Origin of the sequence: Hyphomonas sp., from assembly GCF_036964145.1 — a bacterium.
Lineage (GTDB): Bacteria > Pseudomonadota > Alphaproteobacteria > Caulobacterales > Hyphomonadaceae > Hyphomonas.
The window spans coordinates 1-19,170 of the sequence record NZ_JBALUC010000002.1; the positions used below are offsets into that span (position 1 = coordinate 1).

Sequence of the window (19,170 nt, forward strand, 5' to 3'; positions counted from 1 at the left end):
AGTCTGGCAGTCAGGGCCGGGTGATCTCAGCTCCCTTGGGGCCGCCCTCTTCGACTTCCACCCCGAAGGTCTCAAGGAACCGGCAGACCATCATGTAATAGCCGATCAGCAGGACGAGTTCTTCCAGCAGGGGGGTGCCGAAATGTTTGAGGACCGGCTTGAGCGCCCCATCAGAGGGGTGGGGGTGCGTCACCAGATGGTCGGTGAAGGTCAGGGCAAGCTTCTGCTCGTGGCTCAAACCGTCAGCGTGAGGCCCGGCTTTCACCGCCGCTATCAGCTCTTCATCCATGCCGACCGCCAAGCCGATTGCTTCGTGCTGGGTGGTCTCATACTTGGCATTGGACAAGTATCCGACACGCAGGATGACGCATTCCCGGGTGACCGGGTCCAGCTTTCCCTGCTGGAGGAAGGCCGTACCCAGGCCGACAAAGGGTTTGAGCAAGTGCGGCGCATGCGACAGCATTCGGAAGAGATTGAGCGGCGCGAGCTTCTCCAGAAAGGCCTTGTTGTCATCAGAAAGGGCATCAATTTCAGGATAGGGAATGCGGGACACAGTTTTTCTCCAAGGGCTGAAGCTCTAGTCTTGCGGCATGACGGCATTTGAGGCAAACCGCTGTTTCGCCTGAAGGGGTATAGCTCAGTTGGTAGAGCATCGGTCTCCAAAACCGAGGGTCGCGGGTTCGAGTCCTGCTGCCCCTGCCAGGCGTATTTCCATTTTCCTCCCACTTGCCTGATGCCGTAGCCGTATCGGGCGCGCATTCATGCGATTGAAAAATCGCGGAGCGATGCGATGCTGGCCCGGAATCAACGGAAATGACGTTGGCTATGTCGAACGCACCCAACCCCCAATCGCCTCATCCCTGGTGGAAAGGGGCGGTGATCTACCAAATCTATCCGCGCTCTTACCAGGACACGAATGGGGACGGCGTTGGAGATCTGAACGGCATCACACAGCGTCTCGACCATATCGCGTCTCTTGGGGTGGATGGCATCTGGATCTCGCCCTTCTTCACCTCGCCCATGAAGGATTTCGGCTATGATGTGGCCGATTACTGTGACGTGGATACCGTGTTCGGAACGCTGGACGATTTTGATCGGTTGCTGGAGCGTGCCCACGCGCTCGGTCTCAAAGTGATTATCGATCAGGTGTATGCGCACTCGTCTGATGCGCATGCATGGTTCGCGGAAAGCCGTCAGGATCGCACGAATGCGCGCGCGGACTGGTATGTCTGGAAGGATCCGAAACCGGATGGAACGCCGCCGAATAATTGGCAAGCCGTCTTCGGCGGACCGTCCTGGACGTGGGATGCGCGCCGACAGCAATATTTCATGCATAATTTCTTGCCGAGCCAGCCGCAGCTCAATCTCCATAATCCGGAGGTTCAGCAAGCCCTGATCGACGTCATGCGGTTCTGGCTGGATCGCGGTGTCGACGGGTTCCGGCTGGACGCATTGAATTTCTCCCTGTTCGATCCGGAGTTCCGGGACAATCCGGCCAGATCACCCGCTCCCAGAAACGTGTCACGACCGTTCGATTTGCAGGAACATGTCCATAACCAGTCCCATCCGGACCTGCCCGTATTCCTCCGGCGCTTGAGGGCGGTGATGGATGAATATGGCGATATTTTCTCCGTGGCTGAGGTTCCAGGGCCGCAGCCGCTCAAGGAAATGCGCGCTTATACAGAAGGAGAGACGCATCTCAATTCCGCCTATAGCTTCGATTTCCTTTATGCGAAGCGCCTGAGCGCCGGGGCAGTGGCTGCGTCGCAAAGCAACTGGCTGGGAGCGCCCGGTGAGGGCTGGCCGTCCTGGGCGTTCTCGAACCATGATGCACCGCGCTGCGTCAGTCGCTGGTTCGATGGCATGGGCGAGAGTGTTCGGGCGAAGCTGACCAATGCTTTGCTTTTTTGCCTGCGTGGTAATCCGATCCTGTATCAGGGCGAGGAGCTGGGCCTGCCACAGGCGGAAATCCCTTTTGAAGACCTGCAAGACCCGGAAGCGATTGCAAACTGGCCGCGTACCCTTGGCCGCGATGGCGCGCGAACGCCGATGCCGTGGTTTGAGGCCGGACCCTATTGCGGCTTCAGTGAGGCGCGGCCCTGGTTGCCCATTGGGCAAGGCCATGCCGCACGGGCGGTCGACGTTCAGGGGGCTGAGCCGAATTCGGCGCTGGCATTTACACGCCATTTGTCTGCGGTGCGCTCCGGTTCAGACGCGTTGCGATATGGGGATATCGCGTTTCAGGAGGTGTCAGGAGACTTGCTCCTGTTTCATCGAAGCTACGAAAATGAAACGGTCGAGTGCGTCTTTAATTTCGGGGGCACGGAGTTGACCGCGCCAATCGCGGGCGCTTCACCTGAGCAAATTCTTGCATCCGTAGGATTTGATGGCGCAGCCGATAAAAGTGTCCCCCCCTTTTCGTGCCGGATTGCCCGGCTCTAGGCGAGACCGCACGATTCCCGGACAACAAGCTCAGTCGGCAGGCGTTCGGACCGCATGCTGCCTGTGTCCGCTGACGCGATCAGCTTTGCGACGAGTATTCGCCCGGCCCGGGCAGGCTCCTGCGAGATCGTGGTCAGTGCGGGATAGCCATAGGCCGACAGCTGGAGATCGTCATAGCCGACGACTGAAACATCGTCCGGTACGCCTACGCCTTCCTTGAGCAGGCTGCGAATGGCCGCCAACGCAATCAAGTCATTCGCCCCGACCACGGCATCGAATTTGACGCCGCGTTCCAGCAAGCTGGCAATGGCGGCTTCGGCCGATTCGACATCGAAACTGGACTGCAGGGTCAGGTCCGCGTCGAGCGGGACATCCGCGCGGCGGTGCGCCGCGATGTAGCCTTCATAGCGTTGCAGGATTTCCGGATTGGAAGTGTCACCGACAAAAGCAATCCGCCGGCGGCCCAAATTCAGGAGGTGTGAGGTGACCCGCTTGCCACCACGCAGATTATCCGATCCGACCGAACAATATTTCTGTCCCGGAATTTCAGCGCCCCAGACAATGAAACGGCTTTCAGTCTCGGCAAGCTGGTTGAATCGCTCATGCAGGAAGCTCTGGCCCAGAAAGATCACGCCCTCGGCGCGGTTCGCCGTCATGATGGAGGCGAGATCGTCCTGGTTCTTGGGGGCCAGATAAGAGATCAGCACATCGCATCCGGCTGCGCGTCCCGCTTCGCTGAGCCCGCCAATCAATTCCTGGAAAAAGGGATCCGAAACCTCAGTCTGACGACCGGCCAGCGTGGGCACCACGACTGCAATGGTTGCGGCAGCGCCGGACAGGAGCGCCGGCATGGAGGGACGGAAATTGTAATTGTGCTCGCGGGCAATTTTCCAGACCCGGCGTTTGGTCTCATCATTGACGGCGGGACTGTTGTTGAGGGCGCGCGAAACGGTGGCGATGGAGACGCCTGCGATCGCAGCAAGATCTTCCAACCGCGTTCTTGTGCTGGACATCCTGTGCTTCCTCCGCTTATGAACCCCAAAAACAACGTTGTCACATATCTGGTCCATTCGTCCAGACCCTTGAACAAAGACTCTGCAAATTTTGCAGAGAAGCATAATAGGCCGGGGAGGCGATGCCAAATGCAGAATGGCGATACCAAAATTTGCGGCATGCCGCCTTTCCGAGTCAGGCTAATAGCCTGAAACACTGGAAAACACCTGGGAACAGTCCATTCTTGACCTTATCCCACACAATGTTCACCCCGAACGTTCTGGAGACTGCCTGATGGCAAAATTCATCCCCGTCGAACCCTTCGACATCGTTATCTTCGGCGGCACCGGCGACCTTTCCCGGCGAAAGCTCCTGCCGGCCCTGTTTCACCGGTGGCTTGACGGACAGATCCCGGAATCCAGCTGCATTGTCGGAACGGCTCGGAGCGAGATGGACAACAAGGAATATCGCAAGATGGCCAAGGAGGCCTGCGAGTCTGCCTCCGGCGACAATTGGGATGCCAAGGAATGGACCAAGTTCGAGAAACTGATCCATTACGTCTCCATCGATGCCACTCAGGAAGATGCGGACTGGGCCACGCTGAAATCTTTCCTGACACTCGATGATGACCGGCCATGTGTGTTCTATCTCGCCACCTCTCCACGCCTTTACGTTCAGATTTGTCAGGCACTCGGAAAGGCTGGCCTGTCGCACGGCAATACGCGGGTCGTGCTTGAGAAGCCCATTGGGACGGATCTCGAATCCGCCAAGGCCATCAATGATGGCGTCGCCGAAGTCTATGCAGAGCGGCAGGTTTTCCGGATCGACCATTATCTCGGCAAGGAGACAGTCCAGAACCTCATGGTGCTGCGCTTCGCCAATATGCTGTTCGAACCGATCTGGTCGCGCAACTATGTTGACCATGTCCAGATCACCGTCGCCGAGGATCTCGGCCTGGAGGGCAGGGCCGATTACTATGACAAGTCCGGCGCCCTTCGGGACATGGTGCAGAACCACATGCTCCAGTTGCTGTGTCTGACGGCGATGGAGCCGCCGAACCAGCTCGAAGATGACGATGTACGTACCGAGAAGATCAAGGTGCTGAACGCGCTGACGCCCATCACGGGCGAGGCTGCGAAGAAGCAGACCGTCCGGGGGCAATACAAGGCGGGCGTCAAGGATGGCAAGCCGGTCAAGGGATACCTCGAAGAGCTCAGCTCGGAGACGGTCAGCTCCACCGAGACCTTTGTGGCAATCAAGGCCAATATCGACAATTGGCGCTGGGCAGGCGTGCCATTCTATCTGCGGACCGGCAAACGCATGTCGCACCGGCACTCGGATATCATTATCCAATTCAAGCCGACGCCGCATTCCCTGTTCGGGGAAGGGTATGAAAGCGCGAACAGGCTGGTCATTCGTCTGCAGCCGGATGAAGGCGTCCGCCTTTTTGTGCAGATCAAGGAACCGGGGCCTGGCGGCCTGCGTGTCAAATCCTTGCCGCTGAACCTTTCCTATGCCGAGAGCTTCACGGTGCGGTATCCAGATGCCTATGAACGCCTCCTGATGGATGTGGTGCGCGGAAACCTGTCCCTCTTCATGCGCAAGGATGAAGTCGAAGCGGCATGGACGTGGGTCGATGGTCTCATCGAAGCTTGGGAACAGTCAGGTGAACCCCCGGAAGCCTATTCGGCCGGGTCGGATGGCCCACTGGCCGCCGCCATGATGATGGACCGGGATGGCCGTGCCTGGTGGGAAGGCTCATGAGCGGACTGGCCCATGAATTCATGGCATTTGACAGCCGCGAAGAGGCAACCCGTTTTGCCACACAATTCATTGTGGGCGGTCTCGAAAAGGCTCTGGAGTCGAAAGCAACCGCATCTCTCCTGGTATCCGGCGGTTCAACGCCGGGCGGCGTGTTTGATGCGTTGACCTCAACTGAGATCGACTGGGCGCGTGTAATGGTCGGCCTTGTGGACGAGCGCTGGGTCAATCCGGAAAATGACGCCTCGAATGAACGGCTTGTCCGCAGTCGCCTGCTGAAGGGGCGTGCCGGTTCAGCCGGGTTCATACCAATGAAAACTTTGGCTTTCGCGCCGCAGGCGGCGGCGACTGACCGCGACATGGCCTATGCGCCACATTGCGCGCCTGCGGATGTCGTCCTGCTCGGCATGGGCGAAGATGGCCATACAGCGAGCTGGTTCCCCGGATCGGCTGGTCTCTCCGAGGCGCTGGCAAGCGAGACGACAATCGCATCGATTGATGCAACCGGATGCCCCGTTGCGGGTAATCATACACAGCGGATGACGCTGACGGGCAAGGCCGTGACGAGCGCTGCCGCCGCGATCCTTCTGATCTTCGGCGACTCTAAGAAGGCGGTATTCGAAGCGGCAGTGGCCGCGCCGGTGGATGAAAAGCCGGTCAGATTTGCAATCGACAAACTGGGGCCGCGTTTGACGGTCGTATGGGCAGCATGATGACAGAGATGAACCCGAAAATCGCAGAAGTAACCGAACGCATCCGGGATCGCTCCCGGGATTCCCGGCAGGCGTATCTGGAGATGATCCGAAGCCGCCGTCCGAAGGATTTCGCGCGGCGCCGTATGTCGGAAAGCAGTCTGGCCCATGCCTCTGCCGGGTGCGCCGTTATTGAGAAGACCCAATTGCTGGGCGCAGGCTGGCCCAACATCGGTATCATTACGGCCTATAATGACATGCTGTCGGCCCATGCGCCGTATCAGGACTATCCGAAGTTCATACGCGAAGCGGCCCGCGAGGTGAATGCGATTGCGCAGGTGGCTGGCGGTGTGCCGGCCATGTGTGATGGCGTAACGCAGGGCTTCACCGGAATGGAGCTGTCGCTGTTCTCCCGCGACGTGATTGCCATGGCCTCTGCCATTGGCCTGAGCCATGACGTGTTCGATGGCGCGATGCATTTGGGCATTTGCGACAAGATCGTGCCGGGGCTTGTGATCGCCGCGCTTCGCTTCGGCTGGATCCCGTCCATCTTCGTGCCAGCCGGGCCCATGCCCTCGGGCCTGCCCAATCCGGAAAAACAACGCGTCCGCCAGCTGTTTGCCGAAGGCAAGGTGGGGCGGGATGCGCTTCTCAAGGCTGAGTCCGAAAGCTATCATACCCAGGGCACGTGCACCTTCTATGGCACGGCCAATTCGAACCAGATGCTGATGGAAGTCATGGGCTTCCATTTGCCGGGCGCCGCCTTTGCCAATCCGGGCACACCCATTCGAGAGGCTTTGACCCGCGCGGCCACGCACAGGGTGGCTGAAATTCACGCGCAGGGTGACCAATACATGCCCGCTGGAGAAATGATTGACGAACGGTCGATTGTGAATGGCGTGGTAGGCCTGATGGCGACCGGCGGATCGACAAACCACGCGCTGCACCTGCCAGCCATGGCCGCCGCAGCAGGGATCATACTGACGCTGGAAGACTTTGCCGACATCAGCGCTGTGACGCCGCTGCTGGCGCGCGTTTATCCGAATGGGCCGGCGGATGTGAACCATTTCCATGCGGCGGGCGGCATGGCCTTCCTCGTGCGGGAATTGCTGGGCGCAGGACTGATGGATGGCAGCGCCATGGGCGTGGCCGGGCCAATATCGGAATATGCGGTGGAGCCTTACCTCGAAGACGGCAGGGCTGCCTGGCGCCCGGCGCCGGATACCAGTGCGAATACGGATATTCTGCGGCCTGTCTCTGACCCATTCTCCAAGGATGGCGGCCTGCGCATGATGGCCGGTCCGATAGGCCTCGGCGTCAGCAAAGTGTCTGCCGTGAAACCGGAACATCGTGTTCTTGAGGCCCCCGCCATCGTGTTCGATTCTCAGGAGGCATTGAAGGCCGCCTTTGATGCGGGCCAGCTGGACAGGGATTTCGTGGCGATTGTCCGCTTTCAGGGACCGGCGGCAAACGGGATGCCCGAACTGCACACGCTGACTCCGCCACTCGCCGTGCTGCAGGACCGTGGTTTCAAGGTCGCTCTGGTGACGGACGGTCGTATGTCAGGCGCGAGCGGCAAGGTGCCGTCTGCCATCCATGTCAGCCCGGAAGGCTCTCGAGGCGGACCGATTGCGAAGATCCGCGATGGTGACATGATTGTTTTCGATGCCGAGCGCGGCGTGCTCGACATCAAGGTTGATGCGGCGGAATTCGAGGCGCGTATTCCGGATGAGTACCGACCGAATGAAAATGGTATGGGACTTGGCCGGGAGATGTTCACCTGTTTCCGGGAACTGGCGGGCCCGGCTGCAAATGGCGCGAGCCAGTTCAATTTCTGGAGCCGGGGGGACTGAGCGTATGAGTGACCGGGTGTTGGTCGGGGATGTTGGGGGAACCAATGTCAGGTTCGCGTTGGCTGAAAAGCGTGGCGGAAAGATCGAGATTGACGAGTTTGCGAAATTGGCGGGAGACAATTTCGAGACGTTTGATGACGCGTTGCGCCAGTATCTTGAAGATACGGGCCTGAATCCAAAGCGGGCCTGTTTTGCCATGGCCGGGCCGGTGCGCGACGGTGAAGTGATGCTGACGAACCGGAACTGGCATGTATCGGCCAAGCGCCTGTGCAGCCAGTACGATTTTGACGACATCCAGATCATCAATGATTTCACCGCAATGGCGCGCTCTGTGCCGGAGCATTCTTCGGATTATTTCGAGGAAATCCTGCCCGGAGAAGAGATTCCGGATTTGCCTGTCATCGTGGCCGGGCCTGGCACCGGCTTTGGGGTCGCGACACTGTTCCCGCTGGGGGATGATGCATGGCGCGTGCTGACGGGGGAGGGCGGTCATATCGCCTATGCTCCAAGGGACACCATCGAATTCGATGTGGCCAGTGTCCTCATGCGTGAGCAGGGATATGTCTCCAACGAGCTGGTCGCGTCGGGAATGGGGCTCGAATACGTGCATAGTGCTTTCTGCGAAGTGTTCGGCCGGGAGATGGAGGATATTTCCCCCCAGGCGATGCGCCAGCGCGCGGATGCCGGCGACGAGATGTTCGACCAGCTGATCGCAATGCGCGCCAAGGCTGTGATGGGCGCCGTGGGGGATCTCGCGCTTGCCAATGGCGCGCTCGGGGGCGTGGTCCTGGCTGGCGGCGTCACGGAACGAATTGTTGATTACCTGCGCCGGCCTGACGCGATTGCACGGTTCCGCGAGCGCGGGCCGATGTCCGGTTACCTTGCGAATTGCCCCGTGCGCCTTATGCACGATCCCGAAGCGCCCCTGATCGGTGCCGCTGCCTATTATGCCCAGGAGACGCTTTGATGAATTCCTCTCTCGATGCCCTGAAAGCCGCTGCGGCACGCGCGCCCATCGTCCCGGTCCTCGTGGTGCCGGATGTGGCTGCCGCCGCGCCGCTGGCCAAAGCCCTGGTCGATGGCGGGCTGACCATTGCTGAAGTGACGCTGCGCACGCCGAGCGGCTTGAAAGTCATCGAGGCAATGAAAAAGGCCCAGCCGGACCTGATCGTCGGGGCGGGCACCGTCCTGATGCAGGAGGATGTTGCCAATGCGATGAATGCTGGCTCCGACTTTCTTGTGTCGCCGGGCATGTCCCCACGTCTGCTGGACGCTCTGGGTGCCTACAAGGAGATCACGATCCCCGGTGTGGCGACGGCGAGCGAGGCAATGACGCGCTATGAGGAAGGGTTCAAGATGCTGAAGCTGTTCCCGGCCGCAATCGCGGGTGGCGTCGGCGCGCTGAAGGCCCTTGCAGGTCCGTTGCCGCATCTTCAGTTCATGCCGACGGGCGGCGTCAGTGCGGACAATGCGGGCGAGTACCTCGCCCTGCCGAATGTCGTGGCTGTGGGTGGTTCATGGATCGCAACCGAACAGGACGTGTCCACCGGTGCGTGGGCCGAAGTTGCCGAAAAGGCACGGACGGCGCTCAGCAAAATCTAAGCGCCGCCATTCTCCCAAATCATGAGCGGCCGAAGACGCGCTCGAAGATCGTATCCACTTGCTTGAAGTGGTAGCCGAGGTCGAACAGGGCCTCGAGTTCCGCATCTGTCAGGCGGGACGAGACTTCCTCATCCTGCTTGAGCAGGTCAAGCAGGTCGCCTTCCTTCTTCCATGTCCGCATCGCATTGCGTTGGACGAGGCGGTAGCTGTCCTCGCGGCTGACGCCTTTTTCGACCAGCGCCAGCAGGATGCGCTGCGAATTGTGCAGGCCGCCCATGCTGTCGATCGTGGCCATCATGTTGTCGGGATAGATCAGGAGATTCTCGATCACGCCGCCCAGGCGATGCAGCGCAAAATCGAGATGCACCGTCGCGTCCGGGCCAATGCCGCGTTCGACCGAGGAGTGAGAGATGTCGCGCTCGTGCCAAAGCGCAACGTTCTCCATGGCAGGCGTGACGGCCGACCGGACCAGTCGCGCAAGACCGGTAAGGTTTTCCGTCAGGATCGGGTTGCGCTTGTGCGGCATGGCCGACGAGCCCTTTTGTCCGGCCGAGAAAAATTCTTCGGCTTCAAGGACTTCGGTACGCTGCAAATGGCGGACTTCTGTGGAAAGGCGTTCAATGGAAGATGCGATTACGCCGAGCACAGCAAAGAACATCGCATGACGGTCGCGCGGGATGACCTGGGTGGAGACGGGTTCAACGCTGAGGCCGAGCTTTTCGGCGACATGCGTCTCAATGGACGGGTCGATATTTGCAAAGGTGCCGACCGCGCCGGAGATCGCGCACGTGGCCACTTCTTCGCGAGCCAGTTCAAGGCGGGTCCGTGCGCGCTGGAATTCTGCATGGTAACCGGCGAGTTTCACGCCGAATGTTGTCGGTTCTGCGTGGATGCCGTGGCTCCGGCCGATGGTCGGAGTCAGCTTGTGTTCGAAGGCGCGCTTCTCCAGCGCAGCGAGCACACGATCAACGCCGGTCAGCAACAAGTCCGTCGCGCGCACCAGCTGGACATTGAAGCACGTGTCCAGCACATCCGAGGAGGTCATGCCCTTGTGCAGGAAGCGGGCTTCGTCACCTACATGCTCGGCCACATTGGTGAGGAAGGCGATGACGTCGTGCTTCACTTCGCGTTCGATTTCATCAATCCGGTCGACGTCGAATGCGGCGCGCTCACGGACTGCGGCAGAAACGCCTTCCGGGATCAGGCCTTTTTGCTCCATCGCTTCGGCAGCGAGGGTTTCGATCTCCAGCCAGATGCCGAACTTGGATTCGGGGGACCAAATGGCGGCCATTTCGGGGCGGGTGTATCTGGGGATCATGGAGTACCTCGGCGCTGGGATTCGGCCTTCTAATACTGGTTGGGGCACAGAAAACCAGTGCCCCTGCGATTTGAGCGCACATGAATCCATTCGGCAAAGCTGCGTTGGCGACAAAGCCGGCTGCATTCGCGAGGGTTGCGGAATGTGGGCGCATCGTTGAAATGCGTTGTATTTGGTAGGCTGGAACGGTCGTATGTTCCGGAGCTGGTTGGAGCATGTCCATGAAAATCAAGCTGATGATCATGACTGCCGCAGCGCTCCTCACACTAGGGCCGGCCTGGTCCGAGGACGCGCCTCAGCGCTGTCGCGCGCCCGTCCTGATCCTTGAAACTTTCGAGACAGTCACCGAACAGGTGCTGGACCAGGAAGAAAGAACAGAAATCCGCTATTCTCCGGCGAAATATAAAACCGTGCAGGAGAAGGTACGGGTCCGAGAGGCCGCAATTGAATACCAGATCGTGCCGGCCGTGTATGAATCGGTGACGGAGCAGGTGCTGGTCCGGCCGGAACGGACGGAAACCCATATCATTCCCGCCGAGTACGAAACCTACACAGAGCAGGTATTGGTGCGACAGGCCTATACGACCTGGAAGCTGAAGGATGAGGTCGTCGGTCGCTCTGTCGCAGCAGATGGTTTGGCGGAAGGATCAGTCGGGGAGGTGCTGACACCTGTCGACGTGCCAGCAGAATACAAGACCGTCACGCGTACACGGGTGGTCACGCCCGAGCAGTCGGAAACGCGGATTGTGGCCGCTGAATACCGGACACTCGTAAAGCAGCTACTCGTTGAGCCCGCGCGCATTGAGCCGATTGAAGTACCTGCCGAATACGAGACGATACAAGTGGAGCGCCTCGTGTCCCCCGCGCGGGAAGAGATTGTTGTAATTCCTGCAACTTATCGCACAGTCGAGAAGCGCGTCGTCACCGGTGGGGGTACTGCTGAATGGCGAGATGTGCTCTGTGACGCCGCTTTAACCCCAAGGGCCATGAAAGATCTCCAGAGCTCGCTAACCGAGGCCGGTTTTGCCGTTGAGGAGGATGGCGTGTTCGGACCCGCCACACGAACGGCCTTGGAGGGATTTCAGCGGGAACAGGGGCTCGGCGTTGGCCAGCTTACATTTGAGACGCTGCAGGCTCTCGGCGTCATCATCGATTGATGGCTGAAATGCGAATGGCTCGCAAAAAGCTGTGAGATTTCATTGGGGTGGCCCGGCCCCTGTTGAACCGATGCCACTTTCCGCCGTGACGCAGCGCCGCAGAGAAGTGCTCGTGAGTTGAGCAATATTTCGGGCTAGACTGGGTTGCTGCGATATATTGCGTCTGTCTGTTGCGCCACACGCGAAACCGTCCTAATCCGGCGCCAGATCAAGCCACCCCTGCGGCAGGAGACAAGTTATCATGTCAGAGATCGAACGCTTGGCACTCGACTATTTGCCCGTCATCATATTTCTGGTCATCGGGGCGGTGATTTCCGGCCTTTTCATTGCAGGTTCAGTGCTTCTGGCCCCCAGCAATCCGGATCCGGAAAAGAACTCCGCCTATGAGTGTGGCTTCCCCGCCTTTGATGATGCGCGAATGAAGTTTGATGTTCGATTCTATCTCGTCGCGATTCTGTTCATCATTTTTGACCTTGAAGTGGCCTTCCTGTTCCCTTGGGCAGTGAGCCTCGGAACGATAGGTCTGCTGGGCTTCTGGTCGATGGTTGGCTTCTTGGGCGTCCTGACGATCGGGTTTGTTTATGAGTGGCGCCGCGGCGCGCTGGAGTGGGAATAATGGCTGACGATTACAAGACATATGCTCTTGGCGGCGCGCGGACCGGAGTCGAAGGCGGCTTCCAGCCGGGCAATGATGATCCGTTCTATACCGGCCTGTCCGACCAGCTGGCCGACAAGGGCTATTTCACCGCCGCTGCAGATGACCTGATTGCCTGGGCGCGAACCGGTTCGCTGATGTGGATGACGTTCGGTCTCGCGTGCTGCGCGGTCGAGATGATGCATGCTGGTAACCCACGTTACGACCTTGAGCGTTTCGGCATGGCGCCGCGCGGCTCACCCCGCCAGTCCGACGTGATGATCGTGGCAGGCACGCTGACCAACAAGATGGCGCCCGCGCTTCGCAAGGTCTACGACCAGATGCCGGAGCCGCGCTACGTGATCTCCATGGGCAGCTGCGCCAATGGCGGCGGCTATTACCATTATAGCTACAGCGTTGTGCGCGGGTGTGACCGGATCGTGCCTGTGGATATCTATGTTCCGGGATGTCCTCCAACCGCTGAGGCGCTGGTGTATGGCTTCCTGCAGCTGCAGAAGAAGATTCGCCGCGAAGGCTCGCTGGAACGGTAGGGGCTGACATGATGACCACAGAAGCTATCGAAGCCCTCCGCGAACTGGGCGCCCATATCGCCACGCGCCAGCCGGACGCGGTCAAGTCTGCGGACGTGATCCTCGGCGAGCTGACCGTGCTGGCCGAACGCGATCATATCGTGAGCCTGCTCCGCTTCCTGCGGGATGACCAGCAGTGCAATTTCGAGACGTTCATTGATGTCTGCGGCGTGGACTATCCGGAGCGCACCGAGCGGTTCGAGGTTGTCTATCACCTCCTGTCGATGCGCATGAACCACCGTGTCCGTGTTCGCATCAGCACCGATGAAGACACGCCAGTGCCGAGCGTGGTTGGCCTGTGGCCAGCGGCGAACTGGTTCGAGCGCGAAGCCTTCGACATGTACGGCATCCAGTTCTCTGACCATCCTGATCTTCGGCGTATCCTCACCGATTACGGCTTTGAAGGGTATCCGCTGCGCAAGGACTTCCCGCTGACCGGGCATTACGAAGTGCGCTATGACGACCTGGAGAAGCGCGTGGTCTACGAGCCGGTCGAACTACCGCAAGAATATCGCAATTTCGATTTCCTCTCACCGTGGGAGGGCATGACAAGCCACATACCCGGGGACGAGAAAGCCGAGGAGCCTTCTGAATAATGGCTGACACCGCGCACATCTCCGAAATGGAAGACCGCAAGTTCACATTGAACTTCGGCCCGCAACATCCGGCCGCCCACGGCGTGCTTCGCATGATCCTTGATCTCGACGGCGAGATTGTGACCCGTGTGGACAGCCATATCGGCCTGCTCCATCGCGGCACCGAGAAACTTCTGGAGTACAAGACCTTCCTGCAGGGCATGCCGTATTTCGACCGGCTGGATTATTGTTCGCCGATGAACCAGGAGCATGCCTGGTGCCTCGCTATCGAGAAATTGCTCGGCGTGGACGTGCCCCGGCGGGCAAGTTTGATCCGCGTGCTCTATTCAGAGCTTGGCCGGATCATGTCGCACCTGCTCAACGTGACGACGCAAATTCTCGATGTTGGCGCGTTGACGCCGATCACCTGGGGCTTTGAAGAGCGCGAGAAGCTTTGCGTGTTCTATGAGCGCGCCTCCGGCAGCCGCATGCACGCGGCGTATTTCCGGCCCGGTGGTGTCCATCAGGACCTGCCGCAGAACCTGATCGATGACATTGCGGAATGGTGTGACCAGTTCCCCGGCAAACTCGACCAGATCGAGAGCCTGGTGACCGAAAACCGGATCTTCAAGCAGCGCAATGTCGATATCGGGCTCGTGGACGAGAAGACCATCATGGAGTGGGGCTTCTCGGGCGTTATGGTGCGGGGCTCGGGCTTTGCCTGGGACCTGCGTCGCTCGCAGCCTTATGAGTGCTATTCCGAACTCGACTTCAAGATTCCGGTTGGCCGGAATGGCGACAATTACGACCGCTATGTCTGCCGCATGGAAGAGATGCGCGAGTCCGTGAAGATCATGCAGCAATGCATTGACCTGATGTCGAAAGAGGGGCCTGGGCCCGTCCTCGTGCCGGGGTCGAAGCTGGCGCCGCCGCGCCGCGCTGAAATGAAGAATTCGATGGAAGCGCTGATCCATCACTTCAAGCTGTACACTGAAGGCTTTCACGTCCCTGAGGGCGAGACCTATGTCGCCATCGAGGCGCCGAAAGGTGAGTTCGGCGTGTATCTCGTCTCCGACGGGACGAACCGTCCGTATCGCGCCAAGATCCGCGCGCCGGGCTATCCGCACCTGCAGGCGATGGACCATCTCAGCAAGGGTCACATGCTGGCGGACGTTTCCGCCATCCTGGGCTCGCTCGATATCGTGTTCGGGGAAATCGACCGATGAGCACTGCGCAGACACGCTTTTTTGACGAACATCCTTGCAAGGATGAAGCCCGTCGCTGTTTTTCGAGAAGGGGCGAGTAGTGGCACTACGCCGTTTTGACATGGAGGCTGGAGGCGACACATTCGCGTTCAAGCCCGAGACCGAAGAGAAGATTGCGTTCTGGCGCGGCAAGTACCCTGCGGACAAGCAGCGGTCTGCGGTGATCCCGATGCTGTGGCTGGCACAGAAGGATAATCAGGGTTGGCTGTCCGAGCCTGCCATGCGTGAAGTTGCAGACCGGCTGGAAATGCCGTACATCCGTGTCTACGAAGTTGCGACATTCTATACGATGTTTCGCCTGCAGCCGGTCGGGAAATACCATATCCAGCTGTGCGGCACGACGCCGTGCCAGCTGCGCGGCGCCGAGAAGCTCAAGGATGTCTGCCGGACCGAGATCGGCAAGCAGATGTTCGTCACGGATGATGGCCGCCTGTCCTGGGAAGAGGTCGAATGCCTCGGCGCGTGCGTAAATGCGCCGATGGTGCAGGTGAATGACGATTATTTCGAAGACCTGACGCCGGACTCCTTCTCCACCATCCTGAATAAGTTGAAGAATGGCGTCGAGGCTCATCCTGGCCCGCAGGTCGACCGGATCAATAGTGCGCCGGAGGGTGGCACGGCCATCCTGACCGATCCTGAACTGTTCGACGGCACGCGCAACAAGTCTGGCAGTTTGCCGAACCTGCCATCAGCCGAGCCGGAGCCGGAACCAACCGCAGCGGGCAAGCCGGACGAATCGGCGCCGACCAATACGCAGCGCGAAGTTCCGCAAAAGGAAAATACCGGCAAGACGACTCTGATTTCCAAGACCGAGTCGGCTGAGAAAGATTCGGGGCAGGGCGCCTCCAGCACGGATGATGAGGACTAGGCCATGTTGCAGGACAAGGATCGCATCTTCACAAACCTCTATGGTTTGCATTCTCCCGACCTCGAAGCGGCGAAGAAACGCGGCGCGTGGCATCTCACCAAGGAGATGCTGGATCAGGGGCCGGACTGGATCTGTGATCAGATCAAGGCGTCAGGCCTGCGCGGCCGGGGTGGCGCTGGCTTCCCCACGGGTCTGAAATGGACTTTCATGCCGAAGGAAGTGCGGGATCGTCCCCACTATCTCGTCGTCAATGCTGACGAATCCGAGCCCGGCACCTGCAAGGACCGCGAGATCATGCGCCATGATCCGCACCTGCTGATTGAAGGTTGCATGGTGGCAAGCCGCGCGATGCGCGCTCACAAATGCTATGTCTATCTGCGCGGCGAATACATCAATGAGCGCCACGCGCTCGAGAAGGCCGTCAAGGAAGCCTATGAGGCCAAGCTGATCGGCAAGGACAATGTGAATGGCTGGGACTTCGATCTCTACGTCCATCACGGCGCCGGCGCCTATATCTGCGGGGAAGAGACGGCCCTGTTGGAAAGCCTGGAAGGCAAGAAGGGCCAGCCGCGCCTGAAGCCCCCATTCCCGGCCAATGCGGGCCTCTATGGCTGCCCGACGACGGTGAACAATGTCGAGTCCATCGCAGTCGCGCCGACCATCCTGCGCCGCGGCGCCGAATGGTTTGCCGGCTTTGGGCGTCCGAACAATGCAGGCACGAAGCTGTTCTGCATCTCCGGTCATGTGAACAAGCCGTGCAATGTCGAAGAAGAGATGTCGATCACCTTCCGTGACCTGATCGATACGCATTGCGGTGGCATCCGCGGTGGTTGGGATAATCTGAAAGCAGTTATTCCAGGCGGATCTTCTGTGCCCATGGTGCCGGCTGAGCAGATCATGGACGCCTATATGGATTTCGACACGCTGCGGGACCTCAAGTCAGGGCTTGGTACGGCGGCCGTCATTGTGATGGACAAGGATACCGACCTGATCAAGGCGATTGCCCGGCTCGCTTACTTCTACAAGCATGAAAGCTGTGGGCAGTGTACGCCATGCCGTGAAGGCACGGGCTGGATGTGGCGCGTCATGGAACGCATGGTCACAGGCGAAGCCGAGCACGATGAAATCGAGACGCTGCTGGATGTCACCAAGCAGGTCGAAGGCCACACGATCTGCGCGCTCGGCGATGCGGCTGCGTGGCCGATCCAGGGCCTGATCCGTCATTTCCGTCATGAGATCGAAGATCGCATCAACCAGTACAGGCTGCCACGCGCCATGGTGCAGGGCGCAGTCGTGGCAGCGGAGTAGAGAGTATGTCCGACGATCTTTTCAAACTGAACGTCGATGGCCAGGACATCGAAGTGCCGCGCCATTACACGCTGATGCAGGCGTGTGAGGAAGCGGGCGCCGAGATTCCGCGCTTTTGCTATCATGAGCGCCTGTCGGTTGCCGGTAATTGCCGCATGTGCCTCGTCGAATGGGAAGGTGCGCCGAAGCCAATTGCGTCTTGCGCACAGACAGTCGGCGACATGCGTCCGAACCGCGATGGCTCCGCTCCCAACATCCGCACACGGGGTGCGTATGTGGAGAAAGCCCGCAATGGCGTGATGGAATTCCTGCTCATCAACCACCCGCTGGATTGCCCGATCTGCGATCAGGGCGGCGAGTGCGACCTGCAGGATCAGGCGATGGCCTATGGCCGCGCTGGCAGCCGCTTTGACGAGAACAAGCGTGCGGTCGAAGACAAATATATGGGGCCGCTGGTGAAGACGATCATGAATCGTTGCATCCAGTGCACCCGCTGTGTGCGCTTCGCGGCTGAAGTCGCCGGTGTGGAAGAGCTTGGCATGATCTCCCGCGGGGAAAACGCCGAGATCACGACTTACCTCGAAAAGAGCCTGACGTCGGAGCTTTCCGGCAATGTGATCGATCTGTGCCCGGTCGGGGCGCTGACGTCCAAGCCTTACGCCTTCAATGCGCGCCCGTGGGAGCTGCGCAAGACATCCTCCATAGATGTGATGGACGCCATGGGCGCCGCCATCCGCGTCGATGCCAAGGGGGATGGCGTGATGCGCATCCTTCCGGAAGTCAGCGAAGGCATCAATGAAGAGTGGTTGTCGGACAAATCCCGTTTCATCTGGGATGGTCTTGCCCGCCAGCGCCTCGACAAGCCCTACATTCGCGAAAATGGCAAACTACGCCCGGCGACCTGGGGCGAAGCCTTTGTGGCCGTGAGGGACGCCCTGTCTGCACCCGCTGAGAAGATCGGTGTTGTGGCCGGAGACCTGATCGAGGTTGAGCAGGCCAAGGCCGCGCTTGATCTATTCCGCAGCCTCGGCGTGCAGAACACTGATTGTCGCCCGGCTGGTGCGCAATATGGCACCGATGGTGTGCGTGAGCGCTACATCCTGAATGGGACGCTGGCTGGTGTGGAAGATGCTGATGCGCTTCTGCTGATTGGCACCAATCCGCGCATGGAAGCGGCTGTCTGGAACGCCCGGATCCGGAAGGCCTGGCTCTGGGCTGACCTCAAAGTCGGCCGTATCGGTGAAGCTGCAGACCTTACCTGTGATCATGCATGGCTAGGCGAAGGCGCTTCGGCGCTGGCCGATATCCGCAAGTCCGACTTCGGTAAAATTCTGTCCGATGCAAAGCGCCCGATGATCGTTGTCGGCGAAGGCGCTCTTTGCGGAGAAGACGGCGCCGCCGTGCTCGCAAACGCGCTGGACCTCGCGAGCGAGATCGGCGCCGTCACGGATGGTTGGGCCGGCTTTGGCGTCCTGCACAGTGCGGCAGGGCGCGTCGGCGCACTGGACGTGGGCTTCGTGCCCGGCGAGCAGGGCGCTGCCACGGCAGACATCCTGTCAGGCCAGATGGAAACGGTCGTTCTGCTGGGCGCAGACGAGGTGGATCTCTCCGGCATTGGCGCCGCGAAAGTCATCTATGTCGGGTCTCACGGAGACGCCGGTGCATCGCGCGCGGACATCATCTTGCCGAGTGCTGCCTATACCGAAATGTCGGCCACGTACGTCAACACGGAAGGCCGCGTCCAGATGACGAGCCGAGCCGTGCAGCCAAAGGGCGAGGCCCGCGAAGGCTGGGCTATCTTCCGGGCCCTGTCGGATGTGATGGGCAAGAAACTGCCTTATGACACAGCAGATGCTCTGCGCGCCGACCTGCGCGGTCCGGAAGGCGAAGCCACCGTATTCTCCGGGCTTGGTTTTGCGCCGGGCGTGATGGGCGTTGATGCTCTCAAGACTCCCATGACAGGGGTCTCCAAAGACCTCACCACCGCGACATTCCGTCCGGTGTTTGACGATTTCTACATGACGAACCCGATCGCACGGGCGTCCAAGACGATGGCCGAATGTTCTGCGCTGGCCTCAGCGCTGGACACTCCGGTGGCAGCGGAGTAGGGCG

17 protein-coding genes and 1 tRNA gene are annotated in these 19,170 nt (G+C 59.8%); 15 read left to right on the forward strand and 3 right to left on the reverse strand.

The window, feature by feature from the left end:
* Window positions 1-10: 10 nt before the first annotated feature.
* Complete coding sequence (locus tag V7660_RS05100) at window positions 11-553, reverse strand: carboxymuconolactone decarboxylase family protein (RefSeq protein ID WP_335602046.1); 543 nt, start codon at window positions 551-553, stop codon at window positions 11-13.
* 73 nt (window positions 554-626) lie between these two features.
* Here V7660_RS05100 and V7660_RS05105 point away from each other — a divergent pair.
* Both V7660_RS05105 and V7660_RS05110 read left to right on the forward strand, forming a co-directional pair.
* Window positions 627-702, forward strand: a tRNA-Trp gene (locus tag V7660_RS05105).
* A gap of 123 nt (window positions 703-825) precedes the next feature.
* Window positions 826-2,442, forward strand: a complete 1,617-nt coding sequence (locus tag V7660_RS05110) for an alpha-amylase family glycosyl hydrolase (protein WP_335602047.1) — start codon at window positions 826-828, stop codon at window positions 2,440-2,442.
* Here V7660_RS05110 and V7660_RS05115 read toward each other — a convergent pair.
* Window positions 2,439-3,455 carry a LacI family DNA-binding transcriptional regulator gene (locus tag V7660_RS05115; RefSeq protein ID WP_335602048.1) on the reverse strand — a complete coding sequence of 339 codons (1,017 nt, stop codon included), beginning with the start codon at window positions 3,453-3,455 and terminating at the stop codon, window positions 2,439-2,441. The two genes, V7660_RS05110 and V7660_RS05115, sit on opposite strands and share 4 nt — an antisense overlap.
* 274 nt (window positions 3,456-3,729) lie before the next feature.
* Between V7660_RS05115 and zwf the strand changes: the two genes are divergently transcribed.
* Genes zwf through eda form a run of 5 tightly spaced genes read left to right on the forward strand, consistent with a single transcriptional unit; the run spans window position 3,730 to window position 9,343 of the window.
* Window positions 3,730-5,199 (forward strand): glucose-6-phosphate dehydrogenase, encoded by a 1,470-nt coding sequence (gene zwf, locus V7660_RS05120; RefSeq protein ID WP_335602049.1) that lies wholly within the window; start codon window positions 3,730-3,732, stop codon window positions 5,197-5,199.
* Window positions 5,196-5,909 (forward strand): 6-phosphogluconolactonase, encoded by a 714-nt coding sequence (pgl, locus tag V7660_RS05125; protein WP_335602050.1) that lies wholly within the window; start codon window positions 5,196-5,198, stop codon window positions 5,907-5,909. Before zwf ends, pgl begins: the two co-directional genes overlap by 4 nt.
* Window positions 5,909-7,741 (forward strand): phosphogluconate dehydratase, encoded by a 1,833-nt coding sequence (edd, locus tag V7660_RS05130; RefSeq protein ID WP_442910028.1) that lies wholly within the window; start codon window positions 5,909-5,911, stop codon window positions 7,739-7,741. The genes pgl and edd overlap by 1 nt, the downstream gene beginning before the upstream one ends.
* 4 nt (window positions 7,742-7,745) lie before the next feature.
* Window positions 7,746-8,708: a glucokinase gene (locus tag V7660_RS05135; RefSeq protein ID WP_335602052.1), complete on the forward strand. Its 963-nt coding sequence runs from the start codon at window positions 7,746-7,748 to the stop codon at window positions 8,706-8,708.
* The gene (gene eda / locus V7660_RS05140; protein WP_335602053.1) at window positions 8,708-9,343 is read left to right on the forward strand and encodes a bifunctional 4-hydroxy-2-oxoglutarate aldolase/2-dehydro-3-deoxy-phosphogluconate aldolase; all 636 of its coding nucleotides are present in this window, start codon (window positions 8,708-8,710) and stop codon (window positions 9,341-9,343) included. The genes V7660_RS05135 and eda overlap by 1 nt, the downstream gene beginning before the upstream one ends.
* A 19-nt stretch (window positions 9,344-9,362) precedes the next feature.
* Here eda and purB read toward each other — a convergent pair whose 3' ends face one another.
* Window positions 9,363-10,661, reverse strand: coding sequence for an adenylosuccinate lyase (purB, locus tag V7660_RS05145; RefSeq protein ID WP_335602054.1), 1,299 nt, complete (start codon window positions 10,659-10,661; stop codon window positions 9,363-9,365).
* A gap of 221 nt (window positions 10,662-10,882) precedes the next feature.
* Here purB and V7660_RS05150 point away from each other — a divergent pair, with 221 nt between their 5' ends.
* The 8 genes from V7660_RS05150 to nuoG all read left to right on the forward strand — a co-directional run bounded on the left by V7660_RS05150 (window position 10,883) and on the right by nuoG (window position 19,166).
* On the forward strand, window positions 10,883-11,818 hold the full coding sequence (locus tag V7660_RS05150) for a peptidoglycan-binding domain-containing protein (protein ID WP_335602055.1): 936 nt from the start codon (window positions 10,883-10,885) through the stop codon (window positions 11,816-11,818).
* A 241-nt stretch (window positions 11,819-12,059) separates the two neighbouring features.
* Window positions 12,060-12,434, forward strand: a complete 375-nt coding sequence (locus V7660_RS05155; RefSeq protein ID WP_335602056.1) for an NADH-quinone oxidoreductase subunit A — start codon at window positions 12,060-12,062, stop codon at window positions 12,432-12,434.
* Window positions 12,434-13,003, forward strand: coding sequence for a NuoB/complex I 20 kDa subunit family protein (locus V7660_RS05160; protein ID WP_335602057.1), 570 nt, complete (start codon window positions 12,434-12,436; stop codon window positions 13,001-13,003). Before V7660_RS05155 ends, V7660_RS05160 begins: the two co-directional genes overlap by 1 nt.
* Before the next feature lie 8 nt (window positions 13,004-13,011).
* Complete coding sequence (locus V7660_RS05165) at window positions 13,012-13,638, forward strand: NADH-quinone oxidoreductase subunit C (RefSeq protein WP_335602058.1); 627 nt, start codon at window positions 13,012-13,014, stop codon at window positions 13,636-13,638.
* Window positions 13,638-14,843 carry an NADH-quinone oxidoreductase subunit D gene (locus V7660_RS05170; protein ID WP_335602059.1) on the forward strand — a complete coding sequence of 402 codons (1,206 nt, stop codon included), beginning with the start codon at window positions 13,638-13,640 and terminating at the stop codon, window positions 14,841-14,843. Before V7660_RS05165 ends, V7660_RS05170 begins: the two co-directional genes overlap by 1 nt.
* A gap of 79 nt (window positions 14,844-14,922) precedes the next feature.
* A complete protein-coding gene (gene nuoE, locus V7660_RS05175) occupies window positions 14,923-15,750 on the forward strand; it encodes an NADH-quinone oxidoreductase subunit NuoE (RefSeq protein WP_335602060.1) in 828 nt (275 codons plus the stop codon).
* A 3-nt stretch (window positions 15,751-15,753) separates the two neighbouring features.
* Window positions 15,754-17,058 (forward strand): NADH-quinone oxidoreductase subunit NuoF, encoded by a 1,305-nt coding sequence (gene nuoF / locus V7660_RS05180; RefSeq protein WP_335602061.1) that lies wholly within the window; start codon window positions 15,754-15,756, stop codon window positions 17,056-17,058.
* Window positions 17,059-17,063: 5 nt separating this feature from the next.
* Window positions 17,064-19,166 (forward strand): NADH-quinone oxidoreductase subunit NuoG, encoded by a 2,103-nt coding sequence (nuoG, locus tag V7660_RS05185; protein WP_335602062.1) that lies wholly within the window; start codon window positions 17,064-17,066, stop codon window positions 19,164-19,166.
* The last annotated feature ends 4 nt before the right edge of the window (window positions 19,167-19,170 follow it).